Source organism: Novosphingobium sp. TK46, from assembly GCF_055361525.1.
On record NZ_CM143963.1, the window covers coordinates 2,754,865 to 2,774,313 of the forward strand.

18 protein-coding genes and 2 tRNA genes are annotated in these 19,449 nt (G+C 63.8%); 11 read left to right on the top strand and 9 right to left on the bottom strand.

All coding sequences use genetic code 11. From position 1 onward, the window contains the following. Positions 1-27: 27 nt before the first annotated feature. From ACXJ1Z_RS13180 to ACXJ1Z_RS13195, 4 genes are all read right to left on the bottom strand, one after another. Positions 28-1,020 carry a sterol desaturase family protein gene (locus tag ACXJ1Z_RS13180; protein ID WP_463777225.1) on the bottom strand — a complete coding sequence of 331 codons (993 nt, stop codon included), beginning with the start codon at positions 1,018-1,020 and terminating at the stop codon, positions 28-30. Between the two features lie 215 nt (positions 1,021-1,235). Beyond that, positions 1,236-3,260: a transglycosylase domain-containing protein gene (locus ACXJ1Z_RS13185; protein ID WP_463777227.1), complete on the bottom strand. Its 2,025-nt coding sequence runs from the start codon at positions 3,258-3,260 to the stop codon at positions 1,236-1,238. Between the two features lie 151 nt (positions 3,261-3,411). Continuing rightward, positions 3,412-4,611, bottom strand: coding sequence for a GGDEF domain-containing protein (locus ACXJ1Z_RS13190; RefSeq protein WP_463777228.1), 1,200 nt, complete (start codon positions 4,609-4,611; stop codon positions 3,412-3,414). A 300-nt stretch (positions 4,612-4,911) separates the two neighbouring features. Next, positions 4,912-4,988 (bottom strand) — tRNA-Pro (locus ACXJ1Z_RS13195). A 154-nt stretch (positions 4,989-5,142) separates the two neighbouring features. On the opposite strand from ACXJ1Z_RS13195, the gene thyA reads away from it, so the two are divergent. The 4 genes from thyA (at position 5,143) to ACXJ1Z_RS13215 (ending at position 9,892) form a co-directional block, all read left to right on the top strand. Further along, positions 5,143-6,090 carry a thymidylate synthase gene (thyA, locus tag ACXJ1Z_RS13200; RefSeq protein WP_463777229.1) on the top strand — a complete coding sequence of 316 codons (948 nt, stop codon included), beginning with the start codon at positions 5,143-5,145 and terminating at the stop codon, positions 6,088-6,090. Between the two features lie 94 nt (positions 6,091-6,184). Further along, positions 6,185-7,501 carry a 3-methyl-2-oxobutanoate dehydrogenase (2-methylpropanoyl-transferring) subunit alpha gene (locus tag ACXJ1Z_RS13205; RefSeq protein WP_463777230.1) on the top strand — a complete coding sequence of 439 codons (1,317 nt, stop codon included), beginning with the start codon at positions 6,185-6,187 and terminating at the stop codon, positions 7,499-7,501. Next, on the top strand, positions 7,498-8,562 hold the full coding sequence (locus tag ACXJ1Z_RS13210; protein WP_463777232.1) for an alpha-ketoacid dehydrogenase subunit beta: 1,065 nt from the start codon (positions 7,498-7,500) through the stop codon (positions 8,560-8,562). The genes ACXJ1Z_RS13205 and ACXJ1Z_RS13210 overlap by 4 nt, the downstream gene beginning before the upstream one ends. A 4-nt stretch (positions 8,563-8,566) precedes the next feature. Next, a complete protein-coding gene (locus ACXJ1Z_RS13215; RefSeq protein WP_463777233.1) occupies positions 8,567-9,892 on the top strand; it encodes a dihydrolipoamide acetyltransferase family protein in 1,326 nt (441 codons plus the stop codon). Between the two features lie 90 nt (positions 9,893-9,982). Here the strand turns inward: ACXJ1Z_RS13215 and ACXJ1Z_RS13220 are convergent, their stop codons facing one another. After that, the gene (locus tag ACXJ1Z_RS13220) at positions 9,983-10,423 is read right to left on the bottom strand and encodes a hypothetical protein (RefSeq protein WP_463777234.1); all 441 of its coding nucleotides are present in this window, start codon (positions 10,421-10,423) and stop codon (positions 9,983-9,985) included. 225 nt (positions 10,424-10,648) lie between these two features. Between ACXJ1Z_RS13220 and ACXJ1Z_RS13225 the strand changes: the two genes are divergently transcribed. Next, positions 10,649-10,725, top strand: a tRNA-Asp gene (locus ACXJ1Z_RS13225). A 128-nt stretch (positions 10,726-10,853) separates the two neighbouring features. On the opposite strand, the gene ACXJ1Z_RS13230 is transcribed toward ACXJ1Z_RS13225, so the two are convergent. The 4 genes from ACXJ1Z_RS13230 to ACXJ1Z_RS13245 form a co-directional block, all read right to left on the bottom strand. After that, positions 10,854-11,087 (bottom strand): DUF2842 domain-containing protein, encoded by a 234-nt coding sequence (locus ACXJ1Z_RS13230; RefSeq protein WP_463777236.1) that lies wholly within the window; start codon positions 11,085-11,087, stop codon positions 10,854-10,856. Further along, entirely contained in the window at positions 11,087-11,713 is a 627-nt protein-coding gene (locus ACXJ1Z_RS13235; protein WP_463777237.1) for a 5-formyltetrahydrofolate cyclo-ligase, read from the bottom strand. The genes ACXJ1Z_RS13230 and ACXJ1Z_RS13235 overlap by 1 nt, the downstream gene beginning before the upstream one ends. Before the next feature lie 157 nt (positions 11,714-11,870). After that, on the bottom strand, positions 11,871-12,218 hold the full coding sequence (locus tag ACXJ1Z_RS13240) for a cell division protein ZapA (protein ID WP_463777238.1): 348 nt from the start codon (positions 12,216-12,218) through the stop codon (positions 11,871-11,873). After that, a complete protein-coding gene (locus ACXJ1Z_RS13245) occupies positions 12,215-12,421 on the bottom strand; it encodes a hypothetical protein (RefSeq protein WP_463777239.1) in 207 nt (68 codons plus the stop codon). The genes ACXJ1Z_RS13240 and ACXJ1Z_RS13245 overlap by 4 nt, the downstream gene beginning before the upstream one ends. A 192-nt stretch (positions 12,422-12,613) precedes the next feature. On the opposite strand from ACXJ1Z_RS13245, the gene tkt reads away from it, so the two are divergent. The 6 genes from tkt to ACXJ1Z_RS13275 all read left to right on the top strand — a co-directional run bounded on the left by tkt (position 12,614) and on the right by ACXJ1Z_RS13275 (position 19,431). Further along, entirely contained in the window at positions 12,614-14,599 is a 1,986-nt protein-coding gene (gene tkt / locus ACXJ1Z_RS13250) for a transketolase (RefSeq protein WP_463777240.1), read from the top strand. 15 nt (positions 14,600-14,614) lie between these two features. After that, positions 14,615-15,622: a type I glyceraldehyde-3-phosphate dehydrogenase gene (gene gap / locus ACXJ1Z_RS13255; protein WP_463777241.1), complete on the top strand. Its 1,008-nt coding sequence runs from the start codon at positions 14,615-14,617 to the stop codon at positions 15,620-15,622. 23 nt (positions 15,623-15,645) lie between these two features. Further along, positions 15,646-16,134 (top strand): MOSC domain-containing protein, encoded by a 489-nt coding sequence (locus ACXJ1Z_RS13260; RefSeq protein WP_463777242.1) that lies wholly within the window; start codon positions 15,646-15,648, stop codon positions 16,132-16,134. Next, entirely contained in the window at positions 16,131-17,330 is a 1,200-nt protein-coding gene (locus tag ACXJ1Z_RS13265) for a phosphoglycerate kinase (RefSeq protein WP_463777243.1), read from the top strand. Before ACXJ1Z_RS13260 ends, ACXJ1Z_RS13265 begins: the two co-directional genes overlap by 4 nt. Then, the gene (locus tag ACXJ1Z_RS13270) at positions 17,224-18,435 is read left to right on the top strand and encodes an acyltransferase family protein (protein ID WP_463777244.1); all 1,212 of its coding nucleotides are present in this window, start codon (positions 17,224-17,226) and stop codon (positions 18,433-18,435) included. Before ACXJ1Z_RS13265 ends, ACXJ1Z_RS13270 begins: the two co-directional genes overlap by 107 nt. A gap of 84 nt (positions 18,436-18,519) precedes the next feature. Further along, positions 18,520-19,431 (top strand): fructose bisphosphate aldolase, encoded by a 912-nt coding sequence (locus tag ACXJ1Z_RS13275; RefSeq protein ID WP_463777246.1) that lies wholly within the window; start codon positions 18,520-18,522, stop codon positions 19,429-19,431. Positions 19,432-19,449 lie beyond the last annotated feature (18 nt).

The window sequence follows — 19,449 nt, forward strand, 5'->3', positions numbered from 1 at the left end:
GGATCAGCCCGATGCTGCCGGCGTCGATCATTCGGCCGGAACCGCGGTCATCTGGCCGCGATGCCCGTACTTTGCCTTGAGCAGCTTGTAGGGCTCCGAGAAGGTGTAGTGCATCGTCTCCCAGATCGACATCCGACGGCCGCCTTCCTGGCCGAGCAGTTCCGCCTCACCATCGCGGCAGGTGCCGTGCATGCGATCGATGAAAATCCACGTGCCCGAGTAATTGCTGCGCGTGCTCTCGTAGTCCTGCGCGTGATGCAGGCTGTGGTGCTCTGTCGTGTTGAAGATGCGGAACCACCAGCGCGGCGTGTTGAAGCGGATGTTGCAATGCTGATAAGTGCCCACCGCCAGACCGAAGGCGCCGGCAAGCAGGGCTGCACGCGGCAGGAAGTCGAACATGCCGCCAACGCCCAGGCCGATGAGGAAGATCTCGATGGGGTTGCCGACGCTGCCTTTCTGAACGTTGAGCTGGGTGACGAAGTGGTGCGGCGCATGGGTGACCCACAGCGGGTACCAGTTGTGCATTCCGCGATGCATCCAGTATTGGAAGTAGTCACCGATGAACGAGATGACGAACGCCTGCAGCAACAGCGGCATCCCCATGAACCAGGCAAACTTCGCGATATCGAAGTTGTCCTGAAACCAGCCAATGATCGCCTCGCTGCTGATCGGGCCAAACAGGACACGCACGACCATCATGCCCATCGCGACGTAAAATGTGTCGCAGGCCAGTTCCTTCCAGGTGTGTTGCCAGCTTTTGTAGCGCGGGCTGACCCATTCCATCGCCAGCATGAAGAACTTGACGCCGAGGCCGATCCACAAGGTGACTGACGGCTTGATCCAGGCATCCGGGGCGTAATAGTAAAAAGCCACGACGGCGATCAGGAAAGCCGGCTGAAAATGCGTGAAGAAGGCCTGTTTGATCGGGCCTCCCTGCACTCTGCCAAGGTTGTCGAGGCCCATCGTGACGGGCGCGCTAACCATGTATGAGGGTTTTTGAGCTACGGTCGTGTCGGTCATCGGCGCATCTCTCGATGAGGCTTGAGCCTCGTGGTCCGTCCAGGCTGCCATCTTCGAGCAAAGCGCAACGTGGTCCCGACGAGGTCGATACCGGTTGCAACGCGCTGATGCGGCGGCATTCCCGACCGCAACAATCAGGGAAACTGCGCCATCGATAAAGTAGGGCAAATCGAATGTAGGGCAGAGGCCAGATCTATGACCTGCCGCCGGGTCGATCAGTCGGCGTCGATCTGGATGCCTTGTGTGCCGATGCGCAGCTTCATCGGCGTTCCCCCGATCTTGGTGGAGATCACCGCGCCGTTCCTGCTGATGTCGAGTTTGCCCATGCCGGCCGCGCGGGCCAGGTCGTTCTTCGACAGATCGAGCGGTCGCACAGGCCCGCGCGGGTCGGCGCGGCGTGACGGTGCACCTTCCTCTCTCAGCGCCTGACGCATGAATCGACGCCAGATGCGTGCCGGGGCGCCACCCCCAGTGGTATCCTTCAGCGGCTGGCTATCGTCACGGCCGATCCATACGCCTGTGACCAGATCTCCCGAAAAGCCGACGAACAGCGCGTCCCGATTGCCCTGACTGGTGCCGGTCTTTCCGTAACTCGTTCTCGCAAGCCTCGCGGCGCGGCCGGTCCCGCGCTCGACGACCTTGCGCAACATGCTCTCGATGTTGTCGTGATCCTCCTCGGAGAGGCTCTTGCGGCGGCCCAACAGCCAATCGCCCCAGCTCTCGTCTTCGGCCGTGAAGGGCGTGGCGACGACCGGGTAGCGATTGCCGGCCACGCCTGCGTAAGCTGCCGTAAGCTCGAGCAAGGTCATCCCCGACGTGCCGAGCGCCAGACTGGGATCCTGCAGCGGCAAGGGCGATTTTACCCCAAGATCATGGGCAAGCGCGACGACGGCGTCGTCACCCACTTCGTTGAAAAGGCGGACAGAGGCCACATTGCTCGACTGCGCGAAGGCATCGGCGAGCGTGATCGATCGCGAATACCGCCCTGACACGTTGCGCGGGCGATAGGCGCCGCTTGCGAACGGTTCGTTGTCGATCCGATCGTCCGGCTCCCGGCCTTTCTGCAAGGCGGCAAGATAGACGAACAGCTTGAAGGTCGAGCCTGGCTGACGCCGCGCCTGAGTGGCGCGGTTGAACGGTGAGGCGGCATAATCCGCACCACCGAGCATTGCCACGACCTCGCCGTTCGTGCGCATGGCGACGAGCGCAACTTGCGCGCCCGATGGGACGAGGCCCTGGGTCGCGTTGCGCGCAGCAGCCTGCAGACGCGCATCGAGCGTCGTCGTATAGGTCTTTCGCGAATAGCCGGCGTCGCCCGACTTGCGGGCGAGCGGCAGCGCCCAATCGGCGAAATAGGTTCCCGTCGGCAGTGCAGTGCGGCTGCGCACATCCAGGGCAGGCGTGCCGATGGCGGATGCCTGGGCGCCGGTGAGATAGCTTTCCTCGACCATGGCACCCAGAACCAGCCGCATACGCTTGTCTGCCAGCTTCAGGTTCCGCGTGGGCGCCAGTCGCGAAGGCGCCTGCACCAGACCGGCGAGCATGGCTGCCTGCCCGATCTGCAGCTTTTCCGGCTGCCGATGGAAGTAGTGGAGCGAGGCGGCGCGGAGACCATAGGCGTTGTCGCCGAAATAGGCGTTGGATAGATACCGCCCAAGAATCTCGTCCTTCGGCAGCCGCGCCTCAAGCCACAACGCGATCAGGGCCTCCTGGGCCTTTCGTCCTAGGCTTCGCTCCGGCGTCAGGAACGTGAACTTGGCGAGCTGTTGCGTGATCGTGCTGCCGCCCTGGGTGCGGCCGGTCGTAACATTGCTCCAGGCCGCCCGGGCGAGTGCACGCGGATCCAGACCCAGATGGTGATAGAACCGGCGATCCTCGATCGCGAGGAACGCGTTCACCACATGGCGCGGAAGTCGGTTCACCCGGACCGGCGCCTCGATAATGGCACCGTTGCGCGCGATTGGTGTACCGTCGGCGGCGAGCAATGTTACTTCCGGTGGCGATATCGGCTCCAACGATTTGGAAACCGGCGCCGTCAGCGCGAGCCAGCAGACGAGGCAGAAGATCACCAACAGGAGCGTCGCGATCAATAGCGACACGCGCCGCGCCCAGCGGCGCGATCGGGTCGGGGGGCGTCGCCGATCGCCGTCCCGGGCGTCGGGTCTCTCGATCACGAGCGGACCTGGCGCCGCGACGTCGCCAAACTGTGGTTCTTGCCGTGAAGACACAAACAGCCTCATCGGCCAGCGGATAGGCCAGATTACCCTACCGCGAAAGCTACCGGGTCGGACCAGTGCGGCTTAATCTATCGCAGCGGCCGTAATCTCGATGACAGCTGCATTCTCGACCGCTTGATTGTCGCGCCGACCGCAGGATCCTCGCATACCCGGCCTAGGCTGCGAGGCTCACCTGATCGCGGCCGTTGTGCTTGGAGGCGTAGAGCGCCTTGTCCGCCCGTTCGATCAGGCTGGCGGCGTCGTCCGCGTCGGTGAGGCAGGCGATCCCGGAGCTTATCGTGATATGCAGATGGCGGGCATCGTCAATGGGCATGCCTTCGTCGCGCAAGCGCATGCGCAGTCGTTCGCATACCCTAAAAGCGTTGTCCTGGTCGGCCTTGGGAAGAATGATGCCGAACTCTTCGCCACCGAGGCGACCGATCAGATCGTTGACGCGCACCATTCGCAACGCGGTTCTTACCACATGGCGGATCGCCCGATCGCCGGTGGCGTGACCATGCGTGTCGTTGACCCGCTTGAAATGATCGAGATCGAACATCGCGAAGGTCAGCGCCGTGCCGTTCTGCCGCGCTTCGATGATGCGGTGTTCCAGCACCGTCAGCAACTGACGGCGATTGGCCACGCCGGTCAGTTCGTCGGTCTGGACACGGATCTGCAATTCGTCGCGATAGATACGCTCCCTGGCAAAGGAACGGCGCAAAGCCGCGGCCGCGAAGACGGCGATCGCCAGCAGGCAGATGCCAGAGAACGAGAGGACATAGATGAACCGCAGCAGTATCGTCGTGACCAGGGCGACCCGGTCCGCGATGCCGGTCAAGCGGACGCGCTCGCTTTCGATGATCGTATCGACTCGCCGGTTGATCGCGCCGATGCTGTTTTCGGTGCTGGCAAGGCGCGGTCGCGATAGCGCAAGATCGCGATGTCCGCTGCGCGTCAGCACGATGGCCGAGCCCAGTTGCGACTGGTACGTCGTGGTGGCTCGGCGCAAGGCGGCCATGTCCCCGTATCCGCCGGGTTGTCCCTTGGTGGCCTGATCCAGCATAGCAAGATTGTGCGAGATGGAGCGACGCGCCTCCAGGTACGGCTCGAGGTATGTGGCGTCGCCCGACATCAGGTACCCACGCTGACCGCGCAGGGCGTCGAGCGTAGCAAGCTTCACCGCCTGGGCCGATCGCAACACCCTGACCGTCTCGATATTTGCCAGCGCCATGTGCCGCTGTTCGCGATTGGCCTGCCATGCGACCAGCGAAGATCCCACCAGCAGGGTCCCCAGCAGCGCAATCGAGCCGACGAAGTAGTGCGCCCGACTGAATGGCCGATCGAGTTTGCTGACGAGGAAATTGAAAAGGCCCATGCAGCTCCGCTTTCTTGTGCGGCCTTGCTACATACAATTCCTTATAGCCGGGTTAACTCTTGTAAACCGCCTGAACGGCCGTTTGTCGCGATGAAGCAATCCCGCCTGCACCGGCCTGACACCGCCAAGTATGCGACCGCGCAATGAGAGTTGCTGCCGCTGGGAGAGGCGCTGCCGCTGGGCAAGGAAAATACCGGTGCTCTATGGGGTGGGCACTGCGCGTCGTGCCGAACCGGCAATGCACGCCCAAGTAGTCGCGATCGTGCGGCAATGCCGCAGTACGGATGGACTGTGTTGTGTTGGTCGGGGAGAGAGGATTCGAACCTCCGGCCCCTGCCTCCCGAAGACAGTGCTCTACCAGGCTGAGCTACTCCCCGACCGATCGTGCCGACTTGCGTCGGCGCGAGGCAGGAGCGCGCCTATAGAGAGCGATCGTGAGAAGGGCAAGCGGGCAGAACGTTGGGCCGCTGCTTTTGTGGGTGCGTGTTCTGGCGGGTTGGCAGCATGCGGGCGTGCGCCTAATCTTGCGCGATGTTGGCCAGCACCTCGCAAGACCCGTCGCGCCATTGGGAATGGCAGTACCTCGATCTCATGCGTCGCATCTGGGAAAGCGGCGACGAGCGGGTGGACCGCACCGGGGTGGGTACGCGATCGCTGCTGGGCGAGACGATCCGCTTCGATCTTTCGGGTGGCGCGATGCCGCTGCTCACCACCAAGCGGGTCTATTGGAAGACCGCCAGCCGCGAACTTTTATGGTTCCTGACCGGTGATACCAACATCCGCAGCCTCTGTTCGCAGGGCGTGGAGATCTGGACGGATTGGCCGCTCGATCGCTATCGGCGCGAAACTGGTGATCCCATCGAGCGCACTGCCTTCTCGCGTCGCATCGTCGAGGATGCCGACTTTGCGGAGCGATGGGGCGATCTGGGGCCGGTCTATGGCAAGCAGTGGGTCGACTGGCCTGTTTACGAGCCGGTGGGCGAGGGGCTCTATCGGCGTGGGCCGGGCGTGAACCAGGTCGCGCAGGTTGTCGACAGCCTGCAACGCAATCCCGGTAGCCGGCGCCACATCATCGAGGGTTGGAACGTCGCCGAACTCGACGCGATGGCGCTGCCGCCGTGTCACAAGACCTATCAGTTCCATGTCGCCGATGGCCGGCTGTCAGGCATGCTGTTCCAGCGCAGTTGCGATTTGGGCCTGGGGTTTGCCTTCAACATGTGGTCGCTGGCGCTGCTGACGCGTATGCTGGCGCAGCAATGCAACTTGGAGCCCGGCGAAGTCGTTTGGACAGGAGCCGATGTCCACCTCTACCTCAACCATGCCGCGCTCGTCGAAGAGCAGCTCGCCAGGACCCCGTCGGGCCTGGCCACGCTGTCGTTCGCGCGCCGGCCATCGTCGATCTTCGACTATCGGATCGACGATCTGGACGTCGCCGGGTACGCTCCGCAAGGCCGCCTCACAGCTCCGGTCGCGGTGTGATTGACAATGACGAGACGCGCAATATTATAACTCGATCTTAGAACATTGCTTCGCGGGTCATCGCTGGTCCCGCCTGAGCGTGGGAGACGCGACGATGGCCGAACGAGGCTCTGCAACCGACCGTTCCCGTGGCAATCTGCCGCCTTTGCAGCTGCATGTTCCCGAGCCGCGCTTTCGCCCGGGCGACGCCGTGGATTACTCGCACATCACCGTCCCACCCGCTGGCGCGCAGCCTCGCCCCGACGAGACGTGCGATCCGTCCGAGACCAAGCCGCTCTGCGTCGACCTGATCCGCGTGCTCGATGACGATCACCGGGCGCTCGGTCCGTGGGATCCCAAGCTCGATGCCGAAACGCTGCGGCGGATGCTGCGGATGATGGCGCTGACCCGCGCGTTCGACGATCGTCTGTATCGCAGCCAGCGCCAGGGCAAGACCAGCTTCTACATGAAGTCCACCGGCGAGGAAGCGATCTCCATCGCCACCGCCTTCGCGCTCGATCGCGAGGACATGGTGTTCCCCAGCTATCGCCAGCAGGGCATCCTGATCGCGCGCGACTACCCGCTGGTCGAGATGGTCAACCAGATCTACTCCAACCGCGCCGACAAGTTGAAGGGCCGGCAGCTGCCGGTGATGTACTCGGCGCGCGACTATGGGTTCTTCTCCATCTCGGGCAATCTCGCGACGCAGTATCCGCAAGCGGTCGGCTGGGCGATGGCGAGCGCGATCAAGGGTGACAGCCGCATCGCCACCGCCTTCATCGGCGAGGGATCGAGCGCGGAGGGTGACTTCCACGCGGCGATGACCTTCGCCACCGTTTACAACGCGCCGGTGGTGCTGAACATCGTCAACAACCAGTGGGCGATTTCCAGCTTCTCCGGCTTCGCCGGCGGCGAGCGGGCGACATTCGCGGCACGGGCGGAGGGCTATGGCATGGCGGGCTTGCGGGTGGACGGCAACGACATCCTGGCCGTCTACGCGGCGATGCGCTGGGCAGCCGATCGCGCGCGCGCCAACGGCGGGCCAACCATGATCGAGCACTTCACGTACCGCGCCGAGGGTCACTCGACCTCTGACGATCCCAGCGCCTATCGCTCGGTGCAGGAGAGCAAGGACTGGCCGCTCGGCGATCCGATCAACCGCTTGATGCGCCACCTGATCGCGCGGGGCGAATGGTCGGAAGAGCAGCACGCAACGATGGACCGCGAGGTCGCGGAGCAGGTCAAGGCCGCGACCAAGCAGGCCGAGAAGAACGGCATCCTGGGCCATGGCCTCCACCATCCGTTCCACACCATGTTCGAGGACGTGTTCGAGGAATTGCCCTGGCACCTGGAGGAACAGGCCGACATGGCCATCCGCGAACGCGCGACCAAGTTCCCTGATTGGAAAACCGACGTGGAGGCGCCGAAATGAGCGAGGAGCAACCCGTCAGCGTGGATCAACCAGGCCAAAATGCGCCTGCTCGCGCGCTCAACATGATCGAGGCGATCAACGAAGCGCTCGACATCACCATGGCGCGCGATCCCGACATCGTGATCCTGGGGGAGGACGTCGGCTACTTCGGCGGCGTGTTCCGCGCCACCGCAGGGCTGCAGGCGAAATACGGCAAGCACCGCGTGTTCGATTCGCCGATCAACGAATGCGGCATCATCGGCGCGGCGGTCGGCATGGCGGCCTATGGCTTGCGCCCGGTGCCCGAGATCCAGTTCGCCGACTATATCTATCCCGGTCTCGACCAGCTGGTCTCCGAAGCGGCACGGATGCGCTACCGCTCGGCCGGAGAGTTCACCGCGTCGATGACGATCCGCTCTCCGTTCGGCGGCGGCATCTTCGGCGGCCAAACTCACAGCCAGAGCCCCGAAGCGCTGTTCACCCATGTCGCCGGCCTCAAGACGGTGATCCCGTCCACCCCGCACGATGCCAAGGGCCTGCTGATCGCCGCGATCGAGGACAACGATCCGGTCATCTTCTTCGAGCCCAAGCGCATCTACAACGGCCCGTTTGATGGCTATTACGACAACCCGTCCAAGACCTGGAAAGGCCACCCCGGTGGCCAGGTGCCCGAAGGCTACTACAAGGTCGAACTGGGCAAGGCGCGGATCGTGCGCGAGGGTTCGGCGATGACCGTGCTTGCCTACGGCACGATGATCCACGTCGCCGAGGCGGTGCTGGCCGAGAAGGGCATCGATGCCGAGATCATCGACCTGCGCACCCTGGTTCCGCTCGACATTGAGACTGTGGAGAAGTCGGTGCAAAAGACCGGCAGATGTCTGGTGATACACGAGGCGACCCGCACCTCTGGCTTCGGCGCCGAGCTGTCGGCGCTGGTGCAGGAGCGGTGCTTCTATCACCTCGAGGCCCCGGTCGAGCGTGTCACCGGCTTCGATACGCCATATCCGCATAGCCTCGAGTGGGCATATTTTCCCGGTCCCGTTCGCATCGGCGAAGCGGTCGACCGTCTGCTGAAGGATTGATCCGATGGGCAAGTACACGTTCCGCCTGCCCGACATCGGCGAGGGCATCGCCGAGGCCGAGATCGTCGCCTGGCACGTCAAGATCGGCGATATGGTCGAGGAAGACGGCCGCATCGCCGACATGATGACCGACAAGGCCACGGTCGAGATGGAAAGCCCCGTCTCGGGCAAGGTGATCGAGGTTGCCGGGGCTGAGGGTGATATCGTCGCCATCGGCGCGCCATTGGTGGTGATCGAGGTCGAGGATGAGCTTGAAGAGGACGCGCCCGCTTCGGAGCCTGCAGTCGTCGAGGAGCGCATCGACGCCGAGAACCCCGATGCGGGAGACGCCGACCGGGTGATCGCGGCAGAGCCCGAGCCTGCGATTGACGCTGCGCCTGAGCCGGTTCAGCCGATAGCCAAGCCAGCCCCGACACCGGCGCAGGCCGCTGCTCCCGCAGCTCAAGCCAAGGTCCTCGCCAGCCCGGCTGTCCGCAAGCGCGCTAGCGAGCTTGGCGTGAACCTGGGCGAGGTCCGCCCCGCCGAGGATGGCCGCGTCCGCCACGCCGATCTCGACGCCTTCCTGGCCTACAACGCTGCCGGCGGGTTCCAGCCTGCCGCGCGCAAGGGCAAGGGCAAGGGCAAGGACGAGCAAGTCCGCGTCATCGGCCTGCGCCGCCGCATCGCCGAGAACATGGCCGCGTCGAAGCGCAACATCCCGCACTTCTCCTATGTCGAGGAATTCGACGTCACCGCGCTGGAGGAGGCGAGGGCGCAGCTGAACTCCGCCCGAGGCGATCGCCCCAAGCTGACGATGCTGCCGCTGCTGATCACCGCGATCTGCCGGTTGATCCCCGAGTTCCCGATGCTCAACGCTCACTATGACGACGAAGCGGGCGTGGTGACACGGTTTGGCTCGGTGCACCTGGGCATGGCCGCGCAGACGCCCGCCGGGCTGATGGTGCCGGTGATCCGCGACGCGCAGGACCGGAACCTGTGGCAACTCGCCGCCGAGATCACACGCCTGGCGCAAGCCGCACGCGACGGCACCGCCAAGTCGTCCGAGCTTTCGGGCTCGACGATCACGCTGACCTCGCTGGGCGCGCTGGGCGGGGTCGCCACGACGCCGGTGATCAATCGACCGGAAGTCGCCATCATCGGTCCCAACCGCATCGTCGAGCGGCCGATGTTCGTGACCGGTCCGGATGGGCAGGAGCGCATCGAAAAGCGCAAGATCATGAACCTGTCGATGAGCTGCGATCACCGCGTCGTCGATGGCTGGGATGCGGCGAGCTTTGCGCAAGCGCTCAAGAAGCTGATCGAAGCGCCGGCGGTGCTGCTGGCGGGGTGAGATTTAAGGAGAGATCGCACGGCACGGAAGGGGGATCGGTTCTGGCTCTGTCGATCGGTGGACCATCCCCTCCACGGGACCGAAAGTCTTTCAGCGAACGATCCCGCTGTAGGCGATCTGTCCCCGGCTGCGCTGCTGCGCCGATATGCGCCAGCGGATATGGGTGACATCTTCGGGCGTCGCCGACCGCTTGCCGACGTGGAGCGCGTCTAGCTTGCCCCATGACCGCCCGCCATCGACCGACACCTGCTGGGCGTCCCACGCGCTTGCCTGATAGGCAACCGTCGCAGGCAACGGGTTGGTGATCACGAACGGTGTCATGCCGGCTCGGCGCCAGTTTACGACCGTAATGATGCGATCGCCCCGGTTAAGTTGGCTTGCAAGTTCGAGCCGGCGCGTCGCGTTCGGCTGAACGCGCTCGACGAAGACGGCGCTTCGTGTCGAGACCGTCGGCGCGGCTTGTGCCGGTACGTGGCCAAGGGTGGCCAGCGCGGCAGCTATGAACGAAGCCGACGCCGCAGCACGCTTCATGGTTGTGGATGTCAAGTTGTGAACCCCCGTTCGCTACCCGTTTGGGCCCGGGGACACTACGGGCTGAACTGCAAAGATGTGGTTAACGTCTGCGTAACTGCGATCGATCGCGGCTCATTGCGAAGGAAAAATGACTATCGCAGCAAAGTGCGGTTGACAGCCCCGGCACCCTGCCATAGAGGCGCGGCTCCCCAAGGGGTGCACGCCTTCGAAAGCGTCTAGTACGCGGGTGTAGCTCAGTTGGTTAGAGCGCCGGCCTGTCACGCCGGAGGTCGCGGGTTCAAGTCCCGTCACTCGCGCCACTTGGGGACCTTTCCTTTACCGATAACGCCTTAGCCGAGACTCCTCGGACGGCGGGCGACCAAGGGGCGCACAGCTCAGCTAACACGCGAGCGCGCAAACGTCGTAGATGAGCGGCGGGGTCGGTCGACTAGCCGTCGTTCTCAGGCGCGCTCCAGCTGCCAGTTTCCATCCAGATCAGGTATCGCCGTAAGGGCAGCAGCCAGACGATCCCCAATACGAGATAGATCGGCGTCTGCGCCAAGGCGGGCCAGTCCGCGATCAGCGGGCCGAGCACCGAGGCGATCACTACGCCATAGACGATCAGCGCGACCACAAGCGCCAGCACGCCCACAGGAATGCGCCAGGTCGGCTGTTCGCGCATCAACGGGATCCTTCGTAAAGTCGTGTTGGCGTCACCACCATTGCAAGCGGATGATCGTGCGGTTCGGCCGGTAAGCTTTCGGCCAGTTGCGTATCCCAGGCCAATCCAATCGCCAGGGTCGCCGGGTGTGCCTGCAGCCAACGGTCGTAATGCCCGCCACCCTGTCCGAGCCGGTCGCCCTGCGCGGTGAAAGCCAGCAGCGGCATGAGCAGCACCTTGGGCGTTACGACGGCCGCATCACTGGCGGGTTGCAGGACGCCGAACGGGCCGGGTTCCAGCAGCTCGTCGTCGTAGGGATCGGACCAGGCATGAAAGCGCATGGGCGATCCCTGATCGGCGAACCGGGGCAAGGCGACCGCAAATCCATTTTCGTGCAGCCAGCGGGCATAGGCCAGCGTCGGCGCCTCGTACGTCTGCGGATAGTAGAGCCCGACGATCGCGCCGGGGGCGATCCGTTCTACCACCGGCACTGGCGGGCGCATGAACAGCAGCGCGCGCATACGATCGGGCAAGCTGACGACGTGTTCGCGACGCAGGCTTCGATATCGCTTGCGCAATCGCGCCTTGGCTTCCGCAATATCGAGAGGGCCACCATCTGGGCCTGGGGTCGGGGGTGACGGGTCCACCGTGGGTCGTTTCCTAGAAATCCTCTGACGCGTCAACGTCAGGTGGGAACCATGTGTGCCGGACCAGGATCCGACCAGGGACAGCTCCCATATGGATTACTTATAGCCTCAGGGATGTTCGAACGGCACGTGCCGGGCAGATCCCGTCACGACCTATCTAGGAGATCGAGCCCGAGTCCTCAAGGTGTTGCATCTCAAGTTCTTGCGCCAACGCCTCGAGGCGCAGTGCGACCTGGTCGAAACGGTGCTGCAACTGCGTATTGGTCTGCTGCCCCTGCGCTTGCAGGGTTTGTGCCTGCGCGAGATCGGAGCGCACCTCATGCACTTCGTCGGCCAGCATCAGCGCCGCGAACAGCAGCATGCGCGTCTCGTTCTGGGCGATGGCGCCGCTGGCGGTCACCTTGTCGTCGATCATGCGGCCAAGGTCCGCGATGTGACCTTCCTCACCATCGGCGCATGCGACCATGAACGTGCGACCGCCGATCGCGAGATTGACGTTGCTCATGATTGATCGGCGATCAGGGTATCGATCCGCGTCAGCGCGTTTTCCACCGCCGTCTTGAGGGCGACATGACGCTGCTGCAAATCGGTATCTTCCATCGGCGCGGCCGCGGCAGGCATCGCACGCTGCCGCGAAGCGGTCTCGATCCGCGCAATGGCAAACTCGATCCGGTCCAGAGAACCCAAGATAGAAGCCTCGTCCATCATTCCCTGCTAAGCCGGAAAGCCGGCGGTGCAAGCGCTTGGCGCAAAAAGCTGTGAATGGATGTGCGCTGCGGCGGGACGATACCGGCCCGGCTTGCAGGGTGCGAAACTTGACGGATTTGCGCCGAGCCGCGAAGGAGGCGGCGAAATCGAATCGAGCATACGCCCTCTCGTATCCCCGCGCGGAGTATATCCATGAGCACCGACCCCACCCGCTTCGCGCCGATGGCGAATGCCATCCGTGCGCTGTCGATGGATGCGGTCCAGGCGGCCAATAGCGGCCACCCGGGGATGCCGATGGGCATGGCCGACGTCGCGACGGTGCTGTTCAGCAAGTTTTTGCGTTTCGATCCTTCGCGCCCCGATTGGGCCGATCGTGACCGCTTTGTGCTGTCGGCGGGTCACGGATCGATGCTGATCTACTCGCTGCTCTATCTGACCGGCTACGACAGTCCGACGATCGACGACATCCGCCACTTCCGGCAGCTGGGCTCGGTCTGCGCCGGCCATCCTGAAAACTTCCTGATCCCGGGCATCGAGTGCACCACGGGGCCGTTGGGCCAGGGTGTGGCGATGGCAGTGGGTTTCGCCTTGGCCGAACGGCACCTCAACGCGACCTTCGGTGACGATCTGGTCGATCACCACACCTGGGTGATCGCCGGCGATGGCTGTTTGATGGAAGGCATCAACCACGAGGCCATCGGCCTTGCCGGCACGCTGAAGTTGAGCCGCCTCAAAGTTTTGTGGGACGACAACCGTATCACGATCGACGGCGATACGTCGCTTTCGACCACCGAGGACATTCCTGCGCGCTACCGGGCTTCGGGCTGGGACGTGTTCGAGTGCGATGGCCATGATTTCGCCGACATCGAGCAGGCTTTGGCCAAAGCGGCCACGTCCGAAAAGCCGACACTGGTCCGTTGCCGGACGATCATCGGTAAGGGCGCGCCGACCAAGCAGGGCAGTCATGACGTTCATGGCGCGCCACTGGGTGCGGAAGAGATTGCCGCCACACGGCATGGCCTTGGCTGGACCGCCGAGCCTTTCGTGATCCCCGAAGAGGTCCTGGCCGACTGGCGCGAGGCAGGGCGGCGCGGCGCGGCGGCTCGCGGCGAATGGGAGCAGCGCCTCGCCGCGGATCCGCAAGGCACCGAGTTCCAGCGCCGCATGGCGGGTGAACTGGGATCCCAAGCCGAAGTGACGGCGGCGTTCGATGGCTGGCTGGCAGGCGATGCCAACATCGCTACACGCAAGGCATCGGAAAACGCGCTCAACGTGCTCGTGCCGCTGGTGCCGGAGATGATCGGCGGCTCGGCCGATCTAACCGGCTCGAACAACACCAAGGCGAAGAACCAGGCTCCGCTGACGGCTACCGATTATGCCGGGCGCTATGTTTATTACGGCATCCGTGAGTTCGGGATGGCAGCGGCGATGAACGGCATGGCGCTGCACGGTGGCGTGATCCCTTACGGCGGCACGTTCCTGATCTTCTCGGATTACTGCCGCAACGCGATCCGCCTTTCGGCATTGCAGCAAACTCGCGTCATCTATGTTCTGACCCACGATTCGATCGGATTGGGCGAGGATGGTCCAACGCACCAGCCGGTCGAGCATATCATGTCGATGCGTCTGATCCCGAACCTCAATGTGTTTCGCCCTGCCGACGTGATCGAGACGGCCGAATGCTGGCAGATTGCCTTGCAATCCGAAACGACGCCTTCGGTGCTCGCCCTCACGCGTCAGAACCTGCCACAGCTTCGCAAGGATGGCGGAATGCTGTCGGCTCGCGGCGCTTATCGCCTCAGGAACGCGACCGCCGCCCGCAAGGTCATCCTCATGGCTACCGGTTCTGAAGTCCAGCTTGCGGTCGAAGTCGCCGAAAAGCTTGAAGCGCAAGGCATCGGCGCGGACGTGATCTCGGCGCCTTGCCTCGAGCTTTTCGAGCAGCAGGACGAAGCCTACAAGCGCGACCTGTTACCCGATGCGACGCCCGACCAGATCCTGCGTGTCTCGATCGAGGCGGGCGTGACCATGGGATGGGAGCGTTATACGATGGTGAACGGCCTCAATATCGGCATCGATCGCTTTGGAGCTTCGGCTCCGGCCAAGGACCTGTTCGAGAAATTCGGCTTCACCGCCGAAGCTATCGTACCCAAGATTTTGAACAAGCTCAGCACTTAACGAGGAGAATATCTCATGGCGACCAAGGTTGCGATCAACGGTTTCGGACGTATCGGGCGCAATGTCGCTCGCGCCATTCTCGAGCGGCCCGATTGCGGCCTGGAACTGGTCTCGATCAACGACCTGGCTGGCGCCAAGGCGAATGCTCTCCTGTTCAAGCGCGATTCCGTGCACGGCACGTTCCCCGGCACCGTCGAAGTCGACGGCGAGGACCTGATCATCAACGGCACCCGCATCAAGGTCACCGCCGAGCGTGATCCCGCCAACCTGCCGCACGCGGCCAACGGCGTCGACATCGCGCTCGAGTGCACCGGCTTTTTCTGCGACAAGGCCAGCGCCTCCAAGCACATCGAAGCGGGTGCCAAGCGCGTGCTGATCTCGGCCCCGGCCAAGGGCGCCGACCTGACCGTCGTGTATGGCGTCAACCACGACAAGCTGACCGCAGAGCACCTCGTCGTGTCGAACGCATCGTGCACCACCAATTGCCTCGCGCCGCTGGCGAAGGTCCTGCACGAGAACATCGGCATCGAGCGTGGCCTGATGACCACGATCCACTCGTACACCAACGACCAGAAGATCCTCGACCAGATCCACTCGGATCCGCGTCGCGCTCGCGCTGCTGCGATGAACATGATCCCGACCAGCACCGGCGCTGCCGTGGCCGTCGGCCTCGTGCTGCCGGATCTCGCCGGCAAGCTCGACGGCTCGTCGATCCGCGTGCCGACCCCGAACGTCTCGGTCGTCGACCTTACCTTCCAGCCCAAGCGCGACACGACCAAGGAAGAAGTCAACGCACTGCTAAAGGCCGCGGCCGAGGGCGAACTCAAGGGCGTACTGGCGTTCACCGAAGAGCCGCTGGTTTCGATCGACTTCAACCACGATCCGGCTTCGTCGACCGTCGACAGCCTCGAGACCGCCGTGCTCGAAGGCAAGCTGGTCCGCGTGCTGTCGTGGTACGACAACGAGTGGGGCTTCTCCAACCGCATGGTCGACACGGCCGGCGTTATGGGCAAGCTGCTCTAAACGCTGACAAAGTAACGAGGGACATGACGGAGGCAGGCGAAAGCATCGGCGTTTTGGGTGGGATCGCGCGGCACGGAAGGCCGCGCGGTCCGATCGAAATTCTCGATAACGTCTCCGTCACCGTCGTGAGCGGATTGCAGGGCGACTTTCGCGGCGCGGTGAAGCCAGGGGGCAAGGCGCGCCGTCAGGTCTCGCTGATCACGGCGGAAGCCTGGGCAGCCGCGATGGCTGAGCTCGGGCTGCATGACGAAGAGCTGCTGCCTTGGCATGCACGGCGCGCCAATCTGTTGGTGCAGGGCCTGAAACTGCCGCAACACGCGGGATATGTCTTGGCGATCGGTATCAGTCTGCGCATCGAAGTGATGCAGGAATGCGACCCTTGCAGCCGCATGGAACAGCTCGTGCCCGGCCTCAAGGCGGCGCTTCTGCCGGACTGGCGCGGCGGCGTGTTGGGCAAGGTACTGACGGACGGCCCGATAGCCGTAGGCGACATGATAAGGATCGAGACATGAGCACTTTCAAGACCTTGGACGATCTTGGTGATGTGACCGGCAAGGTCGCGCTGGTCCGTGTCGATCTCAACCTGCCGATGGCCGACGGCGCCGTTACCGACGACACCCGTATCCGCGCCGCGGCACCGACCGTCCTCGAACTGTCGGGCAAGGGCGCCAAGGTCCTGCTGCTCGCGCATTTTGGTCGACCCAAGGGCGAACGCAGTTCGACCCAATCGCTGTCGATGGTGGTCGGTGCGGTCGAGAAGGTGTTCGGCAAGGAAGTGATGTTCGTACCCGAGATCGCTGGGCCGGTGGTCGCGCAGTCGATCGGCATCCTGCGAGCCGGCGATATCGCAATCCTCGAGAACACCCGCTTCTGGAAGGGCGAGGAAAAGAATGATCCGGAATTGGCCGCCGCAATCGCCGCCAACGCCGACTTCTACGTCAACGACGCTTTCTCCGCCGCGCACCGTGCGCACGCGACCACCGAGGGGCTAGCCAAGGTCCTTCCGGCTTACGCCGGTCGTTCGATGGAAGCGGAACTCAAGGCGCTCGACAAGGCTCTAGGCACGCCGGAAAAGCCGGTCGCTGCCGTGGTCGGCGGCGCCAAGGTTTCGTCCAAGCTCGACGTGTTGACGCATCTGGTCACCCAGGTCGATCACCTGATCATCGGTGGAGGCATGGCCAATACCTTCCTTGCCGCCAAGGGCGTGGATGTCGGCAAGTCGCTTTGCGAGCATGACCTGGCAGACACCGCCAATGCGATCCTCGCCGCAGCGGACAAGGCGGGCTGCACCGTGCATCTGCCGTACGAAGTGGTGGTTTCCAAGGAGTTCGCCGCCAATCCGGCCAGCTTGCGCACCTGCAACGTCCACGAAGTCGCCGCCGACGAGATGATCCTCGATGCCGGACCGTCTTCGGCCGAGGCGCTGGGCGATGTGCTCAAGACCTGCCGCACGGTGGTATGGAACGGTCCACTCGGCGCGTTCGAGATGGCGCCGTTCGACGCCGCGACGGTATCGCTCGCCAAGACGGCCGCCGCTCTGACGCGCGAAGGCTCGCTGGTATCCGTCGCGGGCGGTGGTGACACCGTGGCGGCGATGAACCATGCGGGCGTGGCGCAAGACTTTACCTATATCTCGACGGCCGGCGGTGCCTTTCTGGAATGGATGGAAGGCAAGGAACTTCCCGGCGTCGCCGCGCTCGAAGCCTGAGCGCGAACGAACCGACGCTTCGGCAAGGACGATGAAGGCTTTGCCAGAAGCGCGGCCGGGTGCGGCGCGATACGTCACGCTTGATGGAATGCGTGGTTTCGCGGCGATCGCGGTCGCACTGTTTCATTTCGACATCTACCTGATGCCGCATGGTTATGTTGCGGTGGACTTCTTCTTCGTGCTGTCGGGCTTCGTGCTGTACCGCAGCTACCTGCCCCGGTTCCGAGAGGGGCTGGGCGTCGGTTGGTTCATGGCCCAGCGCTTCGCCCGGCTCTATCCGCTGTTCCTGCTGGGGCTGATGCTCGGGCTGGTGGTGGCGGTCCAGCAGATGCTCACCGGCGATCCGCATGCGCCCACCGGTGCGGATCTGGCGACGACCATGCTGTTCAACGGTCTGATGCTGCCATCGCCAGCGGGCTTGCCGTATTATCCGCTGAACGTGCCGTCCTGGTCGCTGTTCTTCGAGATCGTCGCCAATCTCGCGCTGATCGTGCTGATCTTTCGTCTGCCGCGTCTGGCTCTGCTGGCGATCTGTATCGCTGCAGCGGTCGGGATGGTACCGATCATCCTGGAGAATGGTTCGGGTAACATTGGCGCGTTATGGGGCGAGCATGGCATCGCCTTCATGCGCACGGCATTCTCGTTCACGCTAGGCGCCATCATCGCGGCCTTGCCGGGCGGGCATCTGCGGCCTTCCGGCTGGCTGGGGCTGACCTGCATCCTGGCGATCGGCGTGCTGCTGGCGATGCCGGTTCCGGCCGACTGGATCGCGACGTACGACTTGGCGATCATCCTCTTCTTCTCCCCCGTGCTGGTCTATCTGGGCAGCCGCTTCGAGCCGACGTTCTTCGCCGCCCCCGCAGCCGCCTTTATCGGCGAAGTGTCGTACGCGCTGTATGCCGTGCATTGGTCCTTCATCGAGCCGATGCGGTCCGCAGTGCGCCACCTCGGCCTGTCACCGATTCCGGCGGCGGCGCTGTTTCTGGCCATCATGCTCACCGCCGCATGGGCGGCGGTGCGCTGGTACGATCTGCCGCTTCGCCGCAAGCTGACCGCCTTGTTGCGGCGAGAGGCCCGTGGTGCGCGCCCGATCGGCCTGATTTGACACACATCGCGTATGCCGCAGTTGCGAAATGGCCGGCTCACGGATAGACCACGCGCAAAATACGCGCACCTAAAGGGGAACACCATGCAGACCTCCGAGATGACCGCCAAGATGGCCGCCGGCAAAGGCTTCATCGCCGCACTCGACCAGAGCGGCGGTTCCACGCCCAAGGCCTTGAAGGGCTATGGCATCGAAGAAGGCGCGTGGAGCGACGAAGCCGGTATGTACGGCCTGATCCACGAAATGCGCAGCCGCATCATCTCGTCGCCCGCCTTCACCGGCGAGAAGGTCATCGGCGCGATCCTGTTCGAGCGCACGATGGATGGCGAAGTGAACGGCGTGCCCACCCCGCAGGCGCTGATCGCCAAGGGCGTGGTGCCGTTCATCAAGATCGACAAGGGCCTTGAGGACGAGGTCGACGGCGTACAACTGATGAAGCCGAACCCCACGCTCGATACGCTGCTCGCGCGCTCGAAGGCGCTGGGTGTCTATGGCACCAAGGAGCGCTCGGTCATCAACTCGGCGAACGAGGCGGGGATCGCCGCGATCGTAACGCAGCAGTTCGAGACCGGCAACCAGGTGCTGAGCCATGGCCTGATGCCGATGCTCGAGCCCGAGATCAACATCAAGAGCGAGACCCGCGCCGAGTGCGACGCGATCCTGCTCAAGGAAATCCTCAAGAACCTCGACACCTTGCCCGAGGGTGTGCAGGTCATGCTCAAGTTGTCGCTGCCGATCAAGCCGGGCACGTTCGATCCGCTGACGACGCACCCCAAGGTGCTGCGCGTCGTCGCCCTGTCGGGCGGCTACGAGCGTCCCGAGGCTTGCGCTGAACTGGCCAAGAACAAGGGCATCATCGCCAGCTTCAGCCGCGCCTTGCTGCAGGACCTGCGCTTCCAGATGACCGATGCCGAGTTCGACAAGTCGCTCGGCGACGCGATCGACGAGATCTACAAGGGCTCGACGCAGAAGACCGAAGCGACTGCCGCAGCCTGACTTTGAAGCGACTCAGCG

What these genes read in the sequence shown, in the direction of transcription:
- ACXJ1Z_RS13220 (WP_463777234.1), bottom strand. Translation starts at nt 10,423, where the DNA reads ATGAAGCGTGCTGCGGCGTCGGCTTCGTTCATAGCTGCCGCGCTGGCC.
- ACXJ1Z_RS13260 (WP_463777242.1), top strand. Translation starts at nt 15,646, where the DNA reads ATGACGGAGGCAGGCGAAAGCATCGGCGTTTTGGGTGGGATCGCGCGG.
- ACXJ1Z_RS13230 (WP_463777236.1), bottom strand. Translation starts at nt 11,087, where the DNA reads ATGCGCGAACAGCCGACCTGGCGCATTCCTGTGGGCGTGCTGGCGCTT.
- ACXJ1Z_RS13275 (WP_463777246.1), top strand. Translation starts at nt 18,520, where the DNA reads ATGCAGACCTCCGAGATGACCGCCAAGATGGCCGCCGGCAAAGGCTTC.
- ACXJ1Z_RS13190 (WP_463777228.1), bottom strand. Translation starts at nt 4,611, where the DNA reads ATGGGCCTTTTCAATTTCCTCGTCAGCAAACTCGATCGGCCATTCAGT.
- ACXJ1Z_RS13265 (WP_463777243.1), top strand. Translation starts at nt 16,131, where the DNA reads ATGAGCACTTTCAAGACCTTGGACGATCTTGGTGATGTGACCGGCAAG.
- thyA (WP_463777229.1), top strand. Translation starts at nt 5,143, where the DNA reads ATGTTGGCCAGCACCTCGCAAGACCCGTCGCGCCATTGGGAATGGCAG.
- tkt (WP_463777240.1), top strand. Translation starts at nt 12,614, where the DNA reads ATGAGCACCGACCCCACCCGCTTCGCGCCGATGGCGAATGCCATCCGT.
- gap (WP_463777241.1), top strand. Translation starts at nt 14,615, where the DNA reads ATGGCGACCAAGGTTGCGATCAACGGTTTCGGACGTATCGGGCGCAAT.
- ACXJ1Z_RS13270 (WP_463777244.1), top strand. Translation starts at nt 17,224, where the DNA reads ATGCGGGCGTGGCGCAAGACTTTACCTATATCTCGACGGCCGGCGGTG.
- ACXJ1Z_RS13240 (WP_463777238.1), bottom strand. Translation starts at nt 12,218, where the DNA reads ATGAGCAACGTCAATCTCGCGATCGGCGGTCGCACGTTCATGGTCGCA.
- ACXJ1Z_RS13180 (WP_463777225.1), bottom strand. Translation starts at nt 1,020, where the DNA reads ATGACCGACACGACCGTAGCTCAAAAACCCTCATACATGGTTAGCGCG.
- ACXJ1Z_RS13205 (WP_463777230.1), top strand. Translation starts at nt 6,185, where the DNA reads ATGGCCGAACGAGGCTCTGCAACCGACCGTTCCCGTGGCAATCTGCCG.
- ACXJ1Z_RS13245 (WP_463777239.1), bottom strand. Translation starts at nt 12,421, where the DNA reads ATGATGGACGAGGCTTCTATCTTGGGTTCTCTGGACCGGATCGAGTTT.
- ACXJ1Z_RS13210 (WP_463777232.1), top strand. Translation starts at nt 7,498, where the DNA reads ATGAGCGAGGAGCAACCCGTCAGCGTGGATCAACCAGGCCAAAATGCG.
- ACXJ1Z_RS13215 (WP_463777233.1), top strand. Translation starts at nt 8,567, where the DNA reads ATGGGCAAGTACACGTTCCGCCTGCCCGACATCGGCGAGGGCATCGCC.
- ACXJ1Z_RS13185 (WP_463777227.1), bottom strand. Translation starts at nt 3,260, where the DNA reads ATGAGGCTGTTTGTGTCTTCACGGCAAGAACCACAGTTTGGCGACGTC.